General features: G+C 39.9%; 20 protein-coding genes and 1 pseudogene. 8 read left to right on the top strand and 13 right to left on the bottom strand.

The window, feature by feature from the left end; all coding sequences use genetic code 11:
- Both BLU58_RS03360 and BLU58_RS03355 read right to left on the bottom strand, forming a co-directional pair.
- Positions 1–615, bottom strand: coding sequence for a superoxide dismutase (locus BLU58_RS03360; protein WP_093290819.1), 615 nt, complete (start codon positions 613–615; stop codon positions 1–3).
- Positions 616–708: 93 nt separating this feature from the next.
- Positions 709–1854 (bottom strand): HAD family hydrolase, encoded by a 1146-nt coding sequence (locus BLU58_RS03355; RefSeq protein ID WP_255404572.1) that lies wholly within the window; start codon positions 1852–1854, stop codon positions 709–711.
- 176 nt (positions 1855–2030) lie between these two features.
- Between BLU58_RS03355 and BLU58_RS03350 the strand changes: the two genes are divergently transcribed.
- Both BLU58_RS03350 and BLU58_RS03345 read left to right on the top strand, forming a co-directional pair.
- The gene (locus tag BLU58_RS03350) at positions 2031–2951 is read left to right on the top strand and encodes a L,D-transpeptidase family protein (RefSeq protein WP_093290818.1); all 921 of its coding nucleotides are present in this window, start codon (positions 2031–2033) and stop codon (positions 2949–2951) included.
- Between the two features lie 121 nt (positions 2952–3072).
- Positions 3073–4014, top strand: coding sequence for a L,D-transpeptidase family protein (locus BLU58_RS03345; protein ID WP_093290817.1), 942 nt, complete (start codon positions 3073–3075; stop codon positions 4012–4014).
- Between the two features lie 64 nt (positions 4015–4078).
- On the opposite strand, the gene BLU58_RS03340 is transcribed toward BLU58_RS03345, so the two are convergent.
- Positions 4079–4990 carry a glycosyltransferase family 2 protein gene (locus BLU58_RS03340; RefSeq protein WP_176786476.1) on the bottom strand — a complete coding sequence of 304 codons (912 nt, stop codon included), beginning with the start codon at positions 4988–4990 and terminating at the stop codon, positions 4079–4081.
- Positions 4991–5144: 154 nt separating this feature from the next.
- Between BLU58_RS03340 and BLU58_RS03335 the strand changes: the two are divergent.
- A pseudogene (locus BLU58_RS03335) lies at positions 5145–5927 on the top strand (TylF/MycF family methyltransferase); the annotation flags it as partial.
- 181 nt (positions 5928–6108) lie between these two features.
- Here the strand turns inward: BLU58_RS03335 and BLU58_RS03330 are convergent.
- Positions 6109–7026: a glycosyltransferase family 2 protein gene (locus BLU58_RS03330; protein WP_093290814.1), complete on the bottom strand. Its 918-nt coding sequence runs from the start codon at positions 7024–7026 to the stop codon at positions 6109–6111.
- A 200-nt stretch (positions 7027–7226) separates the two neighbouring features.
- Between BLU58_RS03330 and BLU58_RS03325 the strand changes: the two genes are divergently transcribed.
- Entirely contained in the window at positions 7227–7607 is a 381-nt protein-coding gene (locus BLU58_RS03325; protein WP_093290813.1) for a BlaI/MecI/CopY family transcriptional regulator, read from the top strand.
- A gap of 42 nt (positions 7608–7649) precedes the next feature.
- Entirely contained in the window at positions 7650–8339 is a 690-nt protein-coding gene (locus tag BLU58_RS03320; RefSeq protein WP_255404581.1) for a M56 family metallopeptidase, read from the top strand.
- A 113-nt stretch (positions 8340–8452) separates the two neighbouring features.
- On the opposite strand, the gene BLU58_RS03315 is transcribed toward BLU58_RS03320, so the two are convergent.
- The 8 genes from BLU58_RS03315 to BLU58_RS03280 all read right to left on the bottom strand — a co-directional run bounded on the left by BLU58_RS03315 (position 8453) and on the right by BLU58_RS03280 (position 12569).
- Entirely contained in the window at positions 8453–8806 is a 354-nt protein-coding gene (locus tag BLU58_RS03315; RefSeq protein WP_093290811.1) for a hypothetical protein, read from the bottom strand.
- Positions 8807–9013: 207 nt separating this feature from the next.
- Positions 9014–9202 carry a lasso peptide biosynthesis B2 protein gene (locus tag BLU58_RS03305; RefSeq protein ID WP_176786475.1) on the bottom strand — a complete coding sequence of 63 codons (189 nt, stop codon included), beginning with the start codon at positions 9200–9202 and terminating at the stop codon, positions 9014–9016.
- 74 nt (positions 9203–9276) lie between these two features.
- A complete protein-coding gene (locus BLU58_RS17245; RefSeq protein WP_176786474.1) occupies positions 9277–9387 on the bottom strand; it encodes a PqqD family peptide modification chaperone in 111 nt (36 codons plus the stop codon).
- A complete protein-coding gene (locus BLU58_RS03295) occupies positions 9356–10795 on the bottom strand; it encodes an asparagine synthase-related protein (protein ID WP_176786473.1) in 1440 nt (479 codons plus the stop codon). The genes BLU58_RS17245 and BLU58_RS03295 overlap by 32 nt, the downstream gene beginning before the upstream one ends.
- A gap of 130 nt (positions 10796–10925) precedes the next feature.
- The gene (locus tag BLU58_RS16035; protein ID WP_143123687.1) at positions 10926–11048 is read right to left on the bottom strand and encodes a lasso RiPP family leader peptide-containing protein; all 123 of its coding nucleotides are present in this window, start codon (positions 11046–11048) and stop codon (positions 10926–10928) included.
- Between the two features lie 6 nt (positions 11049–11054).
- Positions 11055–12017 carry a protein-L-isoaspartate O-methyltransferase family protein gene (locus BLU58_RS03290; protein ID WP_093290806.1) on the bottom strand — a complete coding sequence of 321 codons (963 nt, stop codon included), beginning with the start codon at positions 12015–12017 and terminating at the stop codon, positions 11055–11057.
- A gap of 34 nt (positions 12018–12051) precedes the next feature.
- Complete coding sequence (locus BLU58_RS03285; protein WP_093290805.1) at positions 12052–12315, bottom strand: hypothetical protein; 264 nt, start codon at positions 12313–12315, stop codon at positions 12052–12054.
- A gap of 14 nt (positions 12316–12329) precedes the next feature.
- Positions 12330–12569: a hypothetical protein gene (locus tag BLU58_RS03280; protein WP_093290804.1), complete on the bottom strand. Its 240-nt coding sequence runs from the start codon at positions 12567–12569 to the stop codon at positions 12330–12332.
- 249 nt (positions 12570–12818) lie between these two features.
- Here BLU58_RS03280 and BLU58_RS03275 point away from each other — a divergent pair, with 249 nt between their 5' ends.
- Together BLU58_RS03275 and BLU58_RS03270 are read left to right on the top strand one after the other, a co-directional pair.
- Entirely contained in the window at positions 12819–14255 is a 1437-nt protein-coding gene (locus BLU58_RS03275) for a tetratricopeptide repeat protein (protein ID WP_093290803.1), read from the top strand.
- Between the two features lie 492 nt (positions 14256–14747).
- Positions 14748–15650: a DNA-3-methyladenine glycosylase family protein gene (locus BLU58_RS03270; protein WP_093290802.1), complete on the top strand. Its 903-nt coding sequence runs from the start codon at positions 14748–14750 to the stop codon at positions 15648–15650.
- A gap of 73 nt (positions 15651–15723) precedes the next feature.
- On the opposite strand, the gene BLU58_RS03265 is transcribed toward BLU58_RS03270, so the two are convergent.
- On the bottom strand, positions 15724–16125 hold the full coding sequence (locus BLU58_RS03265; protein ID WP_093290801.1) for a hypothetical protein: 402 nt from the start codon (positions 16123–16125) through the stop codon (positions 15724–15726).
- A gap of 176 nt (positions 16126–16301) precedes the next feature.
- Here BLU58_RS03265 and BLU58_RS03260 point away from each other — a divergent pair, with 176 nt between their 5' ends.
- Positions 16302–18071, top strand: a complete 1770-nt coding sequence (locus tag BLU58_RS03260) for a HAMP domain-containing sensor histidine kinase (RefSeq protein ID WP_093290800.1) — start codon at positions 16302–16304, stop codon at positions 18069–18071.
- Positions 18072–18128 lie beyond the last annotated feature (57 nt).

Here is an 18128-nt window from a genome sequence, read left to right as displayed (position 1 = left end):
TTAACCGCGAGCGGCAAGATAACGTTTATTTGCTTCATCCCAGTTTACTACATTCCAGAAAGAACCGATGTAGTCAGGGCGTTTGTTTTGGAACTTCAAGTAGTAAGCATGCTCCCAAACGTCTAAACCGATAATAGGGGTTGCACCTTCCATAATCGGGCTATCTTGATTCGCTGTGCTGGTAACAAATAGCTTACCATCTTTAAATGCGAGCCAAGCCCACCCAGAACCAAAACGTTTCACTGCAGCATCTGCAAAGAGCTTTTTAAACTCTTCATAACTACCAAATGTTTCTTTCATAGCGGTTGCTAGTTCGCCAACTGGCTCTCCGCCACCGTTTGCACTTAAGATTTCCCAGAACAATGTGTGGTTTGCATGGCCACCACCATTGTTACGTACAACCATACGAATCGATTCTGGTAGAGAATCCAATGAAGCAATCAAATCTTCAACCGATTTTGAAGATAGTTCTTCATGCGCTTCTAATGCTGCATTTAAGTTGTTTACATATGTAGCATGGTGACGATCGTGGTGGATCTCCATGGTTAGAGCGTCGAAGTGTGGTTCTAAAGCGTTAAAAGCATAAGGTAACGCTGGAAGTTCATGTTTCGCCATAATAATAAGTCCTCCTTTTATGCCTCACTCATTGTTGAACAGTTGAAACAACATACAAGCTGCCCATATCTATTATGCTTAAAATGATTTCCGTTAGTCAATGTTGAATATATCCAGAATTTCCGTCACATCATTCAAAATGTAATCTGCCGCAAGCTCCTCAAACTTACTTCGTGCAGCTTTTCCCGTAAGTCCTGTTAACGTCGCAGCAAAATCACATCCCATTTTTCTAGCCGCTAAATAATCGGCAATCGAGTCCCCTACGATTAAGATTCGTTTCCCTTGCTTCGGAGGAAGTGGAAGGGATAACTGTACACACTCCTCCACTGTCGATTGCTTCGTTAAATATCCTTTCACATATGTAAAGGGGCCTGGCTTTCCCAGAGGTGCATAGTGTGGATAAGCTTGTTCAGCCTCCACTACATCCGTTGCACTAACAATGCGATTTTCTTCAAAATAATCATATAGACCCAGTTCTTTTAAAGGAATTTCCGTCTCTATCGTGGGGCGACCCGTTCCAATTCCCAGCCCGACCCCTTGCTTCTTTAACTTTTCTATCGTACTACGAATGTTTGCCGGTTCAGCTAAAGCAATCTCTTGATATACATACCCTTTCTTCCCTCTCACCCTCGGCACTTGTGTAGATAACTCCTCACCCAAGTACCACTCTTGGAACACAGAATGTCCGATCCTCCACAAATCACTATTGCGAGAAAATAGCCTTGTCTCAACACCTAAACCTTGCTTGGAAAATAGATTAAAGTAACACAACAACTCTTGTCGATTTAACTTAGCCTCGTTTTCTTCAAAGAAATGAAGGAAATTTTTAAAATCGGGTTGAAAAGGTAGACGATGTTGTCTCATTAGGTTTCCACATTCTCGTAAAACATTTTCATCGATTCCCTCGCGTAGCCACAAGGTAACCTTCTCTTCCTCCACTTTCTTTACATCCCTAAGTAACAAACATAGTTGCACAGTAAAAGTGAGATATACCATATCCCAATTCGCATTAATACCGCGATCCTTCATCCATGTTAGCACCTGATCATCACAAAAAACTTCTCGACGAATTCGGCGAATCTCTTCTTCCGTCGGATTTACAGTAAAATATTCCCCGCTCATCCCTAAAAAATGAGATCCATAAAGTAATTCCCATACTGCTAAGGCTGAAGTATCAAAACAACGCTCTTCACTTAAGAAAACTCCATCTACATCAAACAATACGAGATCATATATCATGTAAACACCCTATCCATGGAATGATTATTTTAAGGCTATATCGCTTTATTGTAATGAAACACATATGCCTAGACAAGTATTCTTCATAACTTCATCCTATTTTCTAATATAATTATTTATTTATTCTAAATAATCGGGTATTATGGAATCATAGCAAAGATAAGGAGAGGAACAGAATGAAAACACGTCATTGGTATTCTTGGGTAACGCTTGCTCTCATTTTCACCCTCATCATCGGGCTATATCAGCCCACCGAAGCTCAAGCCGCATCAGCTCCCGATTATAAAATTGAGATTAACAAAAAAACAAACTACCTCTATTTGTTCAATGGGAAAACCGTCATCAAAACATATCGAGTCGCCACTGGTAAGACGAAAGCACTTACCCCTGAAGGAACATTTCCTCTCGCGGTCAAAATTGTGAAGCCTGGTTGGAAAGGGATTCCGGGTGGGGTTCCGAACAACCCTTTAGGTGAACGTTGGAACGGAATCAGTGTAAATGGTGATAATGGCCGTATGTATGGAATCCACGGAACGAATAATCCAAAATCGATCGGCACTCACGCCTCAAGTGGCTGTGTGCGCATGAAAAATAGTGATGTCATGGATTTGTACAGTCGTATCTATGAAGGAACGCCGGTATGGATTCACAGTGGAAAAAGCAATAAAATCTGGCGTGGCAATGCATCCGTTGGGTTAAAAACAGCCTCTGGAACGCTAAAAACAACCACAAGGGTAAATGCTCGTACAGGTCCGACTACAGGATCATTTATTGTTACAACACTAAAATCGAAAATGAGTCTACCCCTCATCGGAAAATCAGGTGATTGGTACCAAGTAAAGTTATCAAACGGTCGTAAGGTGTTTGTTCATAAAAACTATAGCACAGTCTCTACCCCCACGCCCCCTAACAACGGAAAAGTAACCGTATTTGTGGATGTCGCCAATATCCGCTCAGCACCGTCTATGTCAGGCGCGATAGTAGGAAAAGCAAAGCAGGGTACTTCTTTTACGAAGATAAGTATGAAAGGTGATTGGTATCAAGTCAAGTTGTCGAATGGGAAGATTGTTTATTTGCATAAAACGGTAGCCAAGTGACCATTTCCCCCGTCAAATGTCACGTAATTGTTGCATTCTTCACTCTAAAAAGGATTTTCTGTATTGTACAGTGAATATCTTAGACTGCTTTATCTTTCTCATCATCTAGGAGGTAACAGAATTGAAATTCACAAAATGGTTACTCGCATTCGCACTAGCATTTACCGTTTTACTAGGAGGTTTCATCCCAGCTTCAACGGCACAAGCTGCAACGCCGGATTATCAAGTGGAGATCAATAAAAAGACCAATAAGCTATATCTTTATCAAGATGGAAGAGTTACTAAAACATATCCTGTCGCAACAGGTAGAACCAAGGACCTTACTCCAGAAGGCACTTTTACCATGGTAGTTAAGATTGTCTCTCCCGGTTGGAAAGGGATACCAGGTGGTGTACCGGAAAACCCACTCGGCAAGCGTTGGATGGGCTTTTCAGTTAATGGTGACTCAGGTCGTACCTACGGAGTTCACGGAACAAATCAACCTGCATCGATTGGTACAAATGCGTCCAGCGGCTGTGTCCGTATGGGGGAAGCAAATCTACTTGAACTCTATAAACTGATTCCAGAAGGGACACCGATTTGGATTCATAGTGGAAAATATACAAAGAAATGGCGTGGAGATTCTTCCTATGCCGTTCAACCCTCTTCTGGACAAGTAAAAGTAAAAGGAAATAAGGTTAATATACGAACCGGCCCTTCTACAGGATCATTTACCATGGAGCAAGTAAGCAATGGGCTCGTTTTAGAAAACATCGGATACATCAAAGACTGGTATCAAGTGCGTCTTCAATCAGGAAAAGTTGGCTTCATCAATAGCTCCTTTGCCACAAAACTGGAAGACCCGAAACCGTCCAGTAACTTTACCGATGCAACCGGCAAGGTTGTAGCCATAGAGAATATCGTGAATGTCCGGTCCAATCCTTCGCTAAGCGCTTCCGTCATCCAGCGAGTATCCAAAGGTACCACAATGACCCTCACAGGGGTTAGTAATGAATGGTATCGAATCAAAACATCCTCCGGTACTACTGCTTATGTCCATAAGAGCGTGGCAAAAAAGGGATAAAAGAAAGCTACTGGTGTTTTTTCTACCAGTAGCTTTTTAAATGGCATCTTCCACAACAGCCACATCAATTCAATAGATTCTGAAATATTTCCATGTGTCTTATGCGCACATCCTCGGATAGATATGGATTTGTACATTCAGATATTCCTAACAGGCGCTGTTTCCCGTGCTCTTTGATGTATCCATCGATTTGGGAATCACGCTCAGCTTGATCGATAAATTGATTCTCATGAATCAAGATACCCCATTCATAATAAGTTCCTTCTTTCCACGCTTCATGATTATTCCCCTGATCTGCGTGTCTCCTGAAAAAACTTAGTGGTTCTGCAATGTATATAAAATCTCCGTTACTAAGTAAGGTCAACCAGCTAGATATGTCGACAAGTGCAAAATATCGAATCCCCTGATAGTTCGCCCAGCCTTGCGATAACGCACTTTTCCGAAATAAAGCCGTTGTAGGCTCTCCAATAAAGTTGACGCGGTGCTTCATGAAAAAGGCCCCAAAATCTTTTCCATTTGCGATAGTGTCATGAGAAAATAATTGCCTACTAAATCCTTCGGTAGGCAAGGCATTTCCATTTGCATCAATAAGTTCCCGATAGGAGGTAACCAGCGAAACATTGGGATACTTTAAAAAATAGTCCATCATTTTGGTTATCTTCTCTGTATGAAAAATATCATCATCCATCAAGAAATTAATGAACTCCCCTGAAGCTAATTGAAAGCATTCCGCCATATTATCATAAGGCACACCCGCTGTTCTTCTAAAGTACTTTATGTGATCATATTGCTTTAAATAGGGTCGCAACATATTTTCTGTTTCGTCATTCGTACTATCGTCACCTATAATAATTTCGATATTCGGATACGTTTGAGAAAGTGCACTATGTAAAGCTAGTTTCAAATACTCCGGACGATTATAGGTCGGTATTAAAATACTCACCTTCGGAAGACTCTTATCTTTCCATAAATCCATATCCATGCCCCCTTTGAGATCAACATCTCGAGCCTCTCCTATCATGTATATAGATGGTTCTTTTCTCTTATGTCTTAAACCCATGTTAAGGGTCATATTCCACAGCATTCCCCCATATTATGTGGTATGTGACTTCATGGAGAGGGGCTTGAAAATGATATACACGCATAAAGATCAGTCAAATACAGATTCGAATGCAGAACTATATCTCGAGTTATTAAAAAAGACGATTCTATTTGAAATTTGGCTTGAAGTTGAAAGAAATTTTTACAACCCAGATAACATCGTATTTGACCCTACAAAAGAAAAACGGCAAAAAGGGTTAGATTGGCCCTCCATTGCGCACAGTATGATTGGCCGAGAGCGTATGAATAACTTACATCAATGTATGGATTCCGTAATAAAAGAAGGCATTCCAGGTGATTTCATTGAAACAGGAGTTTGGAGAGGCGGATCATGTATCTTTATGAGAGGATTTTTAAAAGCTCATCAGATTACAGACAGAACCGTTTGGGCCGCTGATTCATTCGAGGGATTACCAATGGCTGATCCAAATTATCCTGCTGATCAACACTCCTTAAGCGTTTCTTTCCATACGATGAACTTTTTAAAGGTTTCATTGGAAGAAGTACTTGAGAATTTTAGAAAATATGACTTACTAGACAGTCAAGTTGCATTCTTAAAAGGTTGGTTTAAGGACACCTTGCCAGCCGCTCCGATCCAAAAAATTGCGATTGCTAGACTAGATGGAGATATGTATGCCTCGACTTGGGATGCCTTAAGCAATCTCTATGACAAAGTCTCTCTAGGTGGCTATGTGATTATTGATGATTACTTCTTACCCTTCTGTCAGGAAGCAGTACATGATTTCCGAAATCAATTCAACATAACAGACCCTCTGATCGATATCGATGGATCTGGTTCTTATTGGCGGAAAACAAAAGAGCGCTCCACAGTAAGTCCTAATCAATCGCAACCGCAACAACAACAACAACAACAACAACAACAACAACCTCCTACTGGTTTCCCTAGTGGTTTCTATAATTAACATACAGAACTAAAAATCGCCTATCGTAAAAGCGGCTTGATATCCGCCGTCCTTTACAATAGGCGATTTCTTATTTTTTTGAATTCTTATTAAATATTTCTAGATACCTCACACGCACCTCTTCTGTGATATACGGATTGATGCATTCAGATATGCCATACACAAACTGCTCTCCATGTGTTTGGATATACGCATCGATTAAAGCCGCTCGTTCGGCATGATACTCATCAAGAAAATGACTATCATGAATCAACGTTCCTAATTCATAATAGGCCCCCTGCTGCCACTGTAGACTATGATTGCCTTGACCCGAGTGGATTCGAAAACAACTTAATGGTTCTACAATATATACAAAATCCCCCTTAGTAAGTAAGGTAAGCCAGCTAGCCATGTCTACCAGCGCAACATATTGAATCCCTTGATAATTCGCCCAACCTTCCGAAAGATCCCTTTTTCTAAATAACGGAGTCGTGGGTTCGCCTATAAAATTAACTCCATTCCTCATAAAAATCGTTCCTAATTCCTTCCCGTTAAACACTGTGTCCTGCGGGGCGATATGTTTATGAAAACCCGGTATATGAATGATATTTCCATTTTCATCTATCAAGTCCCTGTATGAAGTAACTAATGAAACATTCGAATTTCTGAAGAAATAGCCCATCATTTTCTCTATCTTCTCTGGATAAAAAATATCATCATCCATTAAAAAATTAATAAATTCTCCAGATGCTAATTGAAAGCATTCTGCCATATTATCAAAAGGCAAACGAGCAGTTCTTTTTAGATACTTAATAGTTGGATACTTCTCTAAATAAGGTTGTAACATATCGCTTGTCTCGTTATTCGTACTATCATCACCGATAATAATTTCGATGTTCGGATACGTTTGGGCCAATGCGCTATCTAAGGCCAACTTCAAATAATGAGGACGATTATAGGTGGGGATTAAGATACTCACCTTTGGAAAGCTTATTTTCCACTGATCCATGCATATACCCTCTCTTCATCATCATTCTCATTCTATGTATCTTATTCTTCTTTACAAATATACGTTCCTCGATATAATAGGTTTATCCATTACAGAAAAAAATTATCGTTTTTTTTAATATTTTAGTTGACTAGGGTGGATTACTAATGTAATATCATAAACAAGGATTACAACAGTAATCTCAGAAAGGAGAAAAACAAATGGGAGATTTACCGAAGATATCTCAATCCGAGTGGGAGATCATGAAGGTTCTTTGGGCAAGATCACCGCTGACAGCCAATGAAGTAATCGAGACTCTTGCGGTACATACCGACTGGAAACCGAAAACCATTCGAACGTTAATCAATCGATTGGTTCAAAAAGAAGCGATTTCGTACCATCAGGAACACGGTAGTTCCTATGCGTACTATCCGTTGGTTTCGCAAGCAGAATGTGTCCAAGAAGAAACAACCTCGTTCCTCAAGCGCGTCTCTGGTGGAGCACTAAAGCCGTTCCTAGTGAACTTTCTACAAAAAGAAAAACTATCCACAGATGAGATTAACGAACTAAAACAGATTCTCGATGAAAAGGCTGACAAGTAGCATCGGCAGTAATGAAAGAAGGGAAAAAACATTGTGAACACTATGTACACCTATCTCCAGTACTTTTTTGATTGGGTATTAGATGCATCGATCATGGCGAGTGTGTTAGTTGTCCTCGTTTTATTGATGAAGGGGCTATTACGAGACAAGTTAACAATACGGTGGCAGTATCTGTTATGGACCATCGTCATGGTACGATTGCTTCTCCCATGGGCACCAGAGAGTTCGTACAGCATTTACAACTTTCTTCCCTCGATTCAGGATGTCTCTTCCTTGTTCGATCGTGCTGTTCCTAGTGAAGAAACCGCAACAACAGATGTCTCAACATCCGAGAAAGCTATGTCTTTTTCCGAAAAGAACGCTATGCTTCCAGTGATAGGGGGGCAACAGCAAAACCCATACAGTATTTCTTATTATATCCCGAGTGCTCCTAGCGATATCACTCTCTTATATGTCTGGCTTTCTGGTGTCGTCTGTCTGAGTGTTTTACTCATTTTTATCAATAAACGCATTAACTCGGACCTTAAAAAACAACCGCTTATCACGGATGAACGAGTCGTTCAGGTACTTGAACAATGCAAAAGGGACATGTCGATGATGGATCAACTAAAAGACAGCGTTACGTTTAAATACGTTAAGTTCCCTGAAAAGATTGATCCTAGTAAAATCGTGAAGTTCCCGTATGGTGAGAAGAAGAATTCAGAATATCAGTTCTTCAAAATTAGTGAGTAATGAAGAGTTGCCGTTAGTTAGCGATGACTAGCAATCTAACAGTAGACCTTATGGGCGGGTCTACTGTTTTTCTATAAAAAAATCCTCCCCTATCCGGGCAGGATCGCTCACTGTCATGCTCTTCTCTTGAGTTTCCAGACATCTTTCTTAATTTCCACTTGCTGATCGTTAAGAAACTCCATGTTTTCTTGGAAGGATGCGATATCCTCTTTAACCTCATCGACTTTTACGTTTAAATCAGCAATACCCTCGCTGTTTTTGATTACCTGTTCTCTTACAGAGTTCAGTTCAAGTTTGATTTCATCCACCTTAGACTCAAGGCTATCAAAACGGGTGTCCATTTTATCAAAACGCGCGCCCATCTTGTCTAGGCCCTCCGTTACTTTTACTTCCATATTATCAAAACGAGAATCCATACTATCCAATCGCGAAAGAATTTTGTCTAAAACATCTTGGAATTTATCCATTCATTGATGCCTCCTTTTTACTAACAAATCTTCATATTGCGGATAAGACATTCATTTCTTATATAAAACAGTATCACGTGTTGTGTTTCTGTTTTTCGTTCTCTTTTTCCATGTTGCATCCACTTCGAAAAAATCCTCTGCTGAAACCATATCACATAGTTGACAATGTCTACAATACAAAAAAACCGAGCCTCTTTCTGTAAGGATCTAAACAACCAAAATCCTCTGATATCGATTGATATCCTCCGATTCTTGAAACGGTACACCATTCACCTCTACCCATGAATGAGACGAAAAAGGAGCTAGCTTCACTCCTACACACCAATCAATTGCTTTTCCATTCATGAAAGCTAGTAACACAAATGCTAACGATTCTTCTAGACAAGCAACTCGCACAAAGAAAAGGTTTATCATCTATAACAGAAGAAGAAGCACTACAAGTTTGGCGAGCTATTCAGAAAGCAAAGCCCTTATCTTTCGGCTAAAACCTTGCAAGCTTCATCCTTATTAAACCCATTATCCATAAGGTCTATTAGCTCGCATGCTGTTTCATTTAGAGCATAATATTCGTTCGACTTCATGTCTAATAAAATGGTTGTCCCCTCTACCTGACTCTTGATCACATGGGATTGGAACATCCTTTTCCCTCCTTAAAGTCCTCAGCCACATCTCGACTGCCATCGTAAAGTCAAATTCCCATAACGGAACATAAAGCCCCATGTTCATTTTCTCCATCGCTTCATGAAATTGCTGTATCTGTATAACCCCCATATCAGCTAAAATCATCGTATCCATCTGTTCTCGGAGAAGTTGATAGTTTTGTTGATAGCCTCGATATAAGTCCGTTGTGTAATTTCCTTTGGTATTCCTTTCTAATAGCACAGTTGGAAGTTCTGGAAAGGCTTGTTTGATTAAGGGTTTTAGACAGTTAGGATTCATGCGTTCATATTCATAAATAGAGAAACAAACTCTCACGACATCATCATCCAGAAAGGGGAAATAAATCGTCTTCCCGATTGACTCAGCTAATTGAGAAGTTAGACGACAAGTTTTCGCCGTATCCCATAAATCGATCCAGCTACTTTGTTCTACTCTGTACGGAACTTTCTCCGTAATCCAGTCTCCACGGAAATATGATGGTCTTCTAATCGAACGAAACAGAGATAAAGGAGATCTCTTCTTATTCCGAGACCAGCGAAAAAAATGACTCCAAGCAATGAAAAAAGGAGCTTTCCTTAGATACGAGAGAGGTGAGCATAGCACAGCGTCTCCTCCTTCTCCACTTACATGATGTAGAGAGACTTGGCTCAAATAATGCATCGTTTCGGCAGATGAAAACCAGAAATCGATTGGTTCATCCGTTAAAGGAAGTTCTACATTTGAGTAGTGTAACGGATGATCCTCTACAATCACTTGCGGAATCTCCTTTTGTTGACAAATAAGCCTAGCAATCCGAACATCTTCTGTTTCATTGGGATAAGACAAAGTAAAGGCGGTCACTTGCTTCTGCTTGGTTGCTAGAATCGTAAGTGGTGTCGAATCGAGCCCACCACTACAATCGCTACTAAGTTGGTGAGGAAGTTTTTCGATCACCTCTAGTAATGACTGACGAAACAAAGAAGTCCCTTCTTCTAGATTGAGATATGGTTGTGATATCGATAAAGGAAATATCTTTACTTTATCAGAGGACAAAATAACTCCATGAGCAGGCTTGATATATTCAATTCCTTTAAATAGAGAAAACGACTTCCCGCCAGACTGTAGATATGTGGCTACTGCCTGTTGGTCTAGCTCTGCACCGAGAATCTTCTTGAGCCAAATCTGGCGAGTAGAAATATATAAGGCATCCTCTGTTCCGGCAACAAACAAGGGATAGAAATTTGCGAGATCAGGGGTTACGACTATTGTTGATCCACGTATATCCACTTCGATCTCTTGGGCAGGAATCAGGATTCTCGCCTCTCCATGCTTGGTCACTATGGCTAACATCTTTGTAATCACGCTCCATTTGTTGTAAAGGTTTGAGATACACCTCAGACTGTAGACCATCTGCCAATTATCAAAGGTTGTCTACAGTCTGAGGTGTGCAAATGCTGTATTTGCACACCTAGGGTAGGAACTAGCTGTAGTATTTTTTCATGTCAGCAGTGTCTAATTGTTCACTTCCCAAAGTCAGTTTTTCAAAAGAGCCAATCTTCACTACTTTAGGAGCTTGATAAACCTTCTTTTCTTGCTTTTTCATCTGTTTTCACCTCCTCTCCAATGTAACGATTAATCCTTGAAGAACTGGTTTCATTTGACTTATTCCAATTTTACCGTCTTCTCCCCATTGCTCCACAAACTGCTTGAGATGTAGTAACGCTGGCTGACTGGTAGAATAGGCTTTTCCATATCGATCTACAAAAGCTAGTCCATTAGATACGAGTCCGAATCCTGATATTTCACCAATTGAACCTGTAAATCTACCCTTTGCTCGCTTCCATATAAAATAGGCGCGAAAATCTTCATATTCTGTCTCTTTAAAAACTTGCTCTTGATATTCCGCTTGTTTCATATAAAGGAAATGCTCTTTTGGATCAAGAGACGGATCATCTGTGCTAAACCAGAAGAACGACCGATCTGGACCTTTTTCTACAAAATCAGCTTCTAAAGCAGGTCCTAGCAAATCATAATCGTCGGGCTTTTCTCTCATCGAGATATAAGACCCTCGCTCGATCTGCTTTCCTACAAGGACTCCTTGTTCCTTCCTAAATTGGGTTGTGACCATTGTATCCGCCATATCTGCCATCAAGAAAGAAGAGACAAGAATCCCGCCTTCAACTAGTTGATCCACCCATGCTTGAGGCATTTTATCTGGTGTTGCCCAAGCAACAATTCGATCATAAGGAGCTCCTTCCGCCCATCCTAATCTACCATCTTTCACATGAAACTCAGCATTACGCCCAACAAACATCCCTCTCGCTCGTTCCGTTAAACTTGGCTCTATATCAAGAGATACAAGCTTTCCTGTCTCTCCTATCAACTCCAGCAAAAGAGCAGCAGTATAACCTGAACCCGTTCCTAATTCTAAAACCTTGTTTCCTTCTTCCACAGCAAGTAGTTCCAAGTCACCCTGTATCGCAAATCGGGCTGTCGACTGTTGAAGAACCTTCCCATCTTGCTTTATATAGAAATCCTCATCTACTCTCTCCATTGCTTGTCCTACTTCCATAAACAAACATCCCCCTTAGTAAAAATGGTTTTTTCTATCTAGTAGGATGATCTCCTCCTTTCATATCTGTAATAGTTGGCAAGGAACGCTTTCGACACTGCGGGCATTGATGGACCGAAATATCCGGGTCGATTATGTTCCCGCAGGCACAAGCTGAATTATTGTGCTCCAGTACCATATCAGGCAAATTGATTTCAACACCATTACACACGATCTGAGCATAATGGATATCTCGATTCGATCTTACAATCGCATAGATAGTAAAGAGATGAATGGGGACTTTAGGAGAATTCTTCATAGATGGCACCCCTTTCACGTGAAAATATCATATGACTTCCCTTTAATCACCGACTTGCCATTCGACTGGACATACGTAATATGATTCATCGGGATTATCAACTTCTTGTCATCCGTCGTGTACAAGACCACTTTGTGATACACAGCCTTTGGCTCATAAAATAGCGAGACCTGGATATTCTTTTGTTCGTTGTCATCTTTCGCGTAACGGATCACATGCTCTACCTTTTGCCCTTCAATTTGAATAGATAGCAAACAAGCACCTCCCTATGTTGATAGCAAATACATCTACTTTCCAAAGTTAATTTATAATTTTCAGATAAAATAGTCAAATATCTGAAATTAGCCTGATCTACGGTATTTTTTCGAAGTTATAAGAGATAACCGTTAGATATATTACCGAATTAACAAACAATTGCAGCAGGTATTCGCAAATTGGAAGCGAATTTGAGTAGCGACAAGCATAAATCGACAAAAATTTTTTTTCTGAAAGGAGATTACACGATGAACAACCAATGGGACCGGATTGAACTAGGCAAGTTTCTAGCAAAAGCGAGAAAGGCAAAAAGAAAGCGCCAGAACGACTTGGCGATTCGAGGGAAGCTATCTGTTTCAACTGTATGTAGTTATGAAAAAGGGAAACAAACCATTAATGAGGGGCACCTATCCCTGATTTTACAGCAACTTGATCTGACATTAGAAGATGTCTCACGCTTTCGGCAATCATCGTTTCAACCACTCGAAAACCAAACAGTCGATACAACAGAAGAAGAGGAAATTCGTTTGCGATTAATCTCAGTAGAAAACATTATTTCATTAGTTGGTGCGAATGAAGGGCTTAAGAAGCTGGCAGAGCTCAAAATCTCGGCTGATGACCCTATACAAGTAGACCTTCTCTACTTACGCGGAAAAGCATATTCCAAAAAGAAAAATTGGAAAAAAGCTCACAAAAATTTCTTTGATGCAATTCAGCTTATTAATCAAAAACATCCGGACAAACTCGAGAGCAATTTAAAAACAACTTGTTATCATGAACTAAGCAGGATTGAACATCTGCAAAATAATTTACATCAAGCAATCAAATACTCCAAGGATGCACTTAAATATTTCCTTTCAGAAGGTGAAAGACAATATCTAAGAAAGTTGGTGCTCATTTCACAAGTCATTTTCAATCAAAAATTAAAAAACTGGGAAGGGGCACAACTCAAGTTAGAGGAAATCGCTAGTTTGCCTGACGAGAGAGCAGAATTCTATTTCCCATTAAGTGAAAGCAATGAAATTAACTTGAATATCTTTGAGTTAAATGCTTCTGTGCTCGCTAAAATAAACAAACGGACACTAGCCATTCAATATGCTTTAAAGGGAATTGAGATGGCTCGTCTGGATAAGATGTATGAACGATCCTTTGAACTGTTTACCACCTTAGGAAGTATCTATATGGAGTCCAATAAGTTAAACCTAGCTCAAATTTGCTTTGAAACTGCCTTAAAATTAGAAAAGCATATTCAACGGAAATACCTTCTCGCTTATATTTACACGCAATTAGGAATGTTGTACGATAAACGTAAAGAAATACAACTTGCGGAGGATGCTTTTAAAGAAGCTGTAAAGTATAGTAGAGAAATTGATGATGCTTACTGGGAAACTGAAGCGCTTATCTCTTTAGGTAAGTGTTACGTAGAGCACGGTAAGTATCAACAATCTGCCTCCCTGTTAAAGAAAGCTCTCTCACTAGCTGAGCAACATGCATTTACTGATCAAGTAGAGCGTTTGAACCTACTCTTGGGGCATTGCTTAGATGCAACTGATGATCCTCAGTTTGAAAAATATGCGTTGAACTTCTTTCGTTCCAATGTAAAAAAATCATTAAGAGGAGTTATAGGGGGTGAAGATGAGATGAATGCTAGAAAAAATAACGTTGGTGATCCACCAGAGGCTTAAATCGGCTAATTCTTGAAACTAGAAGGTATGGGAGATGAATATTAAAGACAACTCTGGTGATCCGCCAGAAGGCTAGAAATATAAGATATAACCAGCTTATCTATCTGACTATATCTTATATTATAATTCATTCAGCTTTTACATTAAGAAGGTGCTACCACTGAGGATAGCACCTTCTTAATGTAGATCAATCTTCCTACTCACGATATCCCAAAGTTATCTACTATAGCCAACAAACTGAACAAGAGCAGGGAGAGTCTATTCGACCATTGCGATGTTAGCAATCCTACTTAGCGTAGGGCGCTTTTGGTGCAACTTGTCTGAGCGTTTTGTGCGAGTTTTGCACCTGCCCTAGCTACGGATTGCGGAGCGGACAGTCTCCACTTCCTTGCCGGATCGGTATTTGAGCAGTGGTCGAATAGACCTTCCCTACTCCCACAATGCAGGTCTAATCTTACATGTTGATTCTAAAAAACGGGGGGCTGCATTAACTTGAATATCGCCATACCATTACCGAAGGACTATTCCTTTGAAAAAACAGCACACCGAGTAAAGAAATTTGAAAAAACAACCGAGATAGAACATGATGGAAAACTATGGCGAGCCCTTCGTCTTTCTTCTAGGTCAATTGTGGCAGGCGTCTGTTATAACCAAGGCAAACATTTGCTTATAGAATCTCATGATGATTTAAGTTCGGCTGAGAAAATAGAGCTGGAGAAATGGATGACATATCGTTGGGCTACGGATGTAGATTTATCTGACTTTTATATGAAGATGTCCAAACATCCCGTACTTTCTACCATTGTTCAGGAACGCATCGGCTTACATATTGTTCGTGATCCCGATTTATATGAATGTCTCATTCGAACCATTATCTCTCAGCAACTCAACCTTGCATTCGCAGGTACTCTGATTAATCGGTTCATTGATCAATTTGGTGAAAAGATTTTATATATGGATAAGTGGTTCCCTGTATTTCCAACAGCGGATCAGATAGCAGGTTTACATTATCAAGATCTTACTAATTTGCAAATGACTCTACGAAAGGCAGAGTATATTATCGATCTGTCTCGATCTATAGTAGAAGGAAAAATGGATTTATCATTACTCCGTAAAAAATCGAATGAAGAAGTGATGGACTACTTACTATCATTTCGAGGAATCGGGAGATGGACAGCAGAATGCCTCCTTATCTTCGGATACGGTCGATCTAACTTATTGCCAGGCGCTGATATCGGGCTTCGCAATGCACTTCAAATGGTATACAACCTGAAAACACGGCCTAATGAAGCCGACGTGAGAATACTAGCTAGAGATTGGGGACCATATGCAAGCTATGTTACCTTTTATCTCTGGGACTTCGTAGCCCAGCAGAAGAAGCACCCAAAGAAGTAGCAGAATCTCTCTAAAAAAAGCTATCTACAAGTAACGTTCTACTCGTGGATAGCTCTTACATCATGCAAATAGTCTACTCATTACACTCAATCTTGTCTTCAAAGTTAGAAGAATGCATATAGGTATCTGCCCACCAATTATGAACCACATACCATTTATCTGATCCGTTTACCATTTCACCCTTAACAGCACCTGCAAACATATGCGTACCATAAAATAGCTTCGTTGGCAGACTTTCATGAGGCTTAGAAGAAAGGGACGGAGCCATTAGAGAGACAACCCCACCTTTATCAGCCACTTCTTTTTTGATCGTTGCATTAAACTGGATATCAGCTCGTGTACACGTATGATCTTTCCCTGTATATAGAATCGGTTCATAAGGAGCCGGCTCCTCACTAGCAAATGCTTGTCCGCCCATTGCCATGCCTATTACCGTACAACATCCCATTGCCAATAGTACAAGTTTCTTTTTCAACTAAATCACTCCCTCTTAATATATGGTGAAACCTCTATTCAATATAACGAATCATATTTACTTAAAACAGTTCGCAAAGTTGCATAAAAAATAATAAAACGACACAAGATCCACACGAAACTCAAGTATTTTGGTTATCATAAGAGGAAGAATACAAACATTGGAGAAAATACGTTATGAAAACCGGAATTGTATTCAAGTTATTTTCATTTACAACAGGATTGTGCATGCTGATTATCGCAACGATTTTTATCGGGCAAACCGTCTTCTTTAAAAAGTATTATGAAAATCAAAAAGTAGCAAATACGAAAGAACGTATGGTAGCCTTACAGAAGAAATTCGAGGCAGCAAACTTCTCTAATATTAAAGACCTTAAACAAGAGTTTTATCGTGATGGCACTTGGGTGACCATCTTGGATGATCAAGGAAAGATGGTATATTCCGATGACTTTACCCTAGAAGTCCAAGTGGATGACAAACGGAACCATGCTAAGAAAGAATCACGAGTCTTGAAGCTACCCCTGTATTATTTTTTTACGGTAGACGAGATAAGGAATGAAGAATCTGTAAAAGTAGGAAATGAAATCAACCTGGGTGGATTCGAAAAAAACGACACTTTTATTCCCACATGGGTCGTAATCGGAAATAAAGACCAGAAGGCGAAACGGAATGAACTGTTAGAGAAGAAATTACAACAAGACACAAGAAAGATAGACGGTCAGACCACATTAATCGGGACTATCCGTCATGTAGAATTTCCGACTATGTCATCTAGTTATATTTACTCAAACAGCCTATTCCTTGAAAGAATCGTATCTTTTCAAGGAACCATGGCCATGAAAAAGCCACCCCGTATGTATACAGAGTCCACCGAATTAGCGGAAGAAAACGTAGACGGGGATGGTGTTAGGTATAAATTCTTAACACAACCATTTAAAGGTCCCGAAGGAAAAACGTATTACATTAGCGCTATGACTTCACTGCAGCCTGTTAGCGAAGCGGTTCAAATGTTGGAAGGGTATTATATTTATCTCATTATCTTAGTACTCCTTCTTACGATGCTTCTTTCCTTTTATTATTCAAAACGAATTGCACGCCCTCTCCTTCAAATCAATAAAACGACGCAAAAGATAGCACACCTTGATTTTTCAGAGATGGTACCCGTTCATTCGAAAGACGAAATCGGGGATTTATCAAAAAACATTAATGAGCTATCGAGTAAATTACAGTCATATATCGAGAAATTACAGGATGATATCGAAAGGGAAAAACAGTTAGAGGAGACTAGAAAAGAATTTATTGCCAGTGTCTCGCATGAACTGAAAACCCCTCTAAGTATTATGAAAAGCTGTGTTTCCATACTCAAAGATGGGGTTGCTGCTCACAAGAGTGGTCATTACTTTTATGCGATGGAAAAAGAAGTGGATAAGATGGATATGCTGATCGTGGATATGCTCGAGTTAGCCAAGTTTGAATCGGGCACATATAAAATGGATATGCAGTCCTTTTATATCGATGAATTAGTGGAACAAGTTTGTGATCAGCTATCATGGGAGATGGTAGATAAGCAATTGCAACTGGTTAGAGAGCTAGAACACGTTCAAGTCCTCTCCAATCAGAATCGGATTGAACAAGTACTTACCAACTTTATCACAAATGCCATTCGGTATACCCCAGAGCAAGAACGAATTATCGTATCAATCATAGAGGAAAACGAGCAGGTAAAAGTGTGTGTAGAAAATAAAGGGGCCCATATTTCGCAATCGCAAATCGATAAAATTTGGGATCGTTTTTATCGCATAGATGCCGCGCGTAAGCGTTCAACTGGTGGCACCGGATTAGGTCTAGCTATATCCAAAAAAATATTAGAATTGCATGGTTCATCCTATGGTGTACGAAACACAGAAGATGGCGTGCTATTTTATTTCTATTTAAAGAAAGCGTAGTAAAACAGCGGCTATAACGAAGGGATGTCCTTCTGTCACAGCCGCTGTTTCCACTTG

It is taken from the genome of Thermoactinomyces sp. DSM 45892, assembly GCF_900107305.1.
In the GTDB taxonomy this organism is placed as follows: Bacteria; Bacillota; Bacilli; order Thermoactinomycetales; family Thermoactinomycetaceae; genus Baia.
This window is presented reverse-complemented; position numbering and strand designations above follow the sequence as displayed.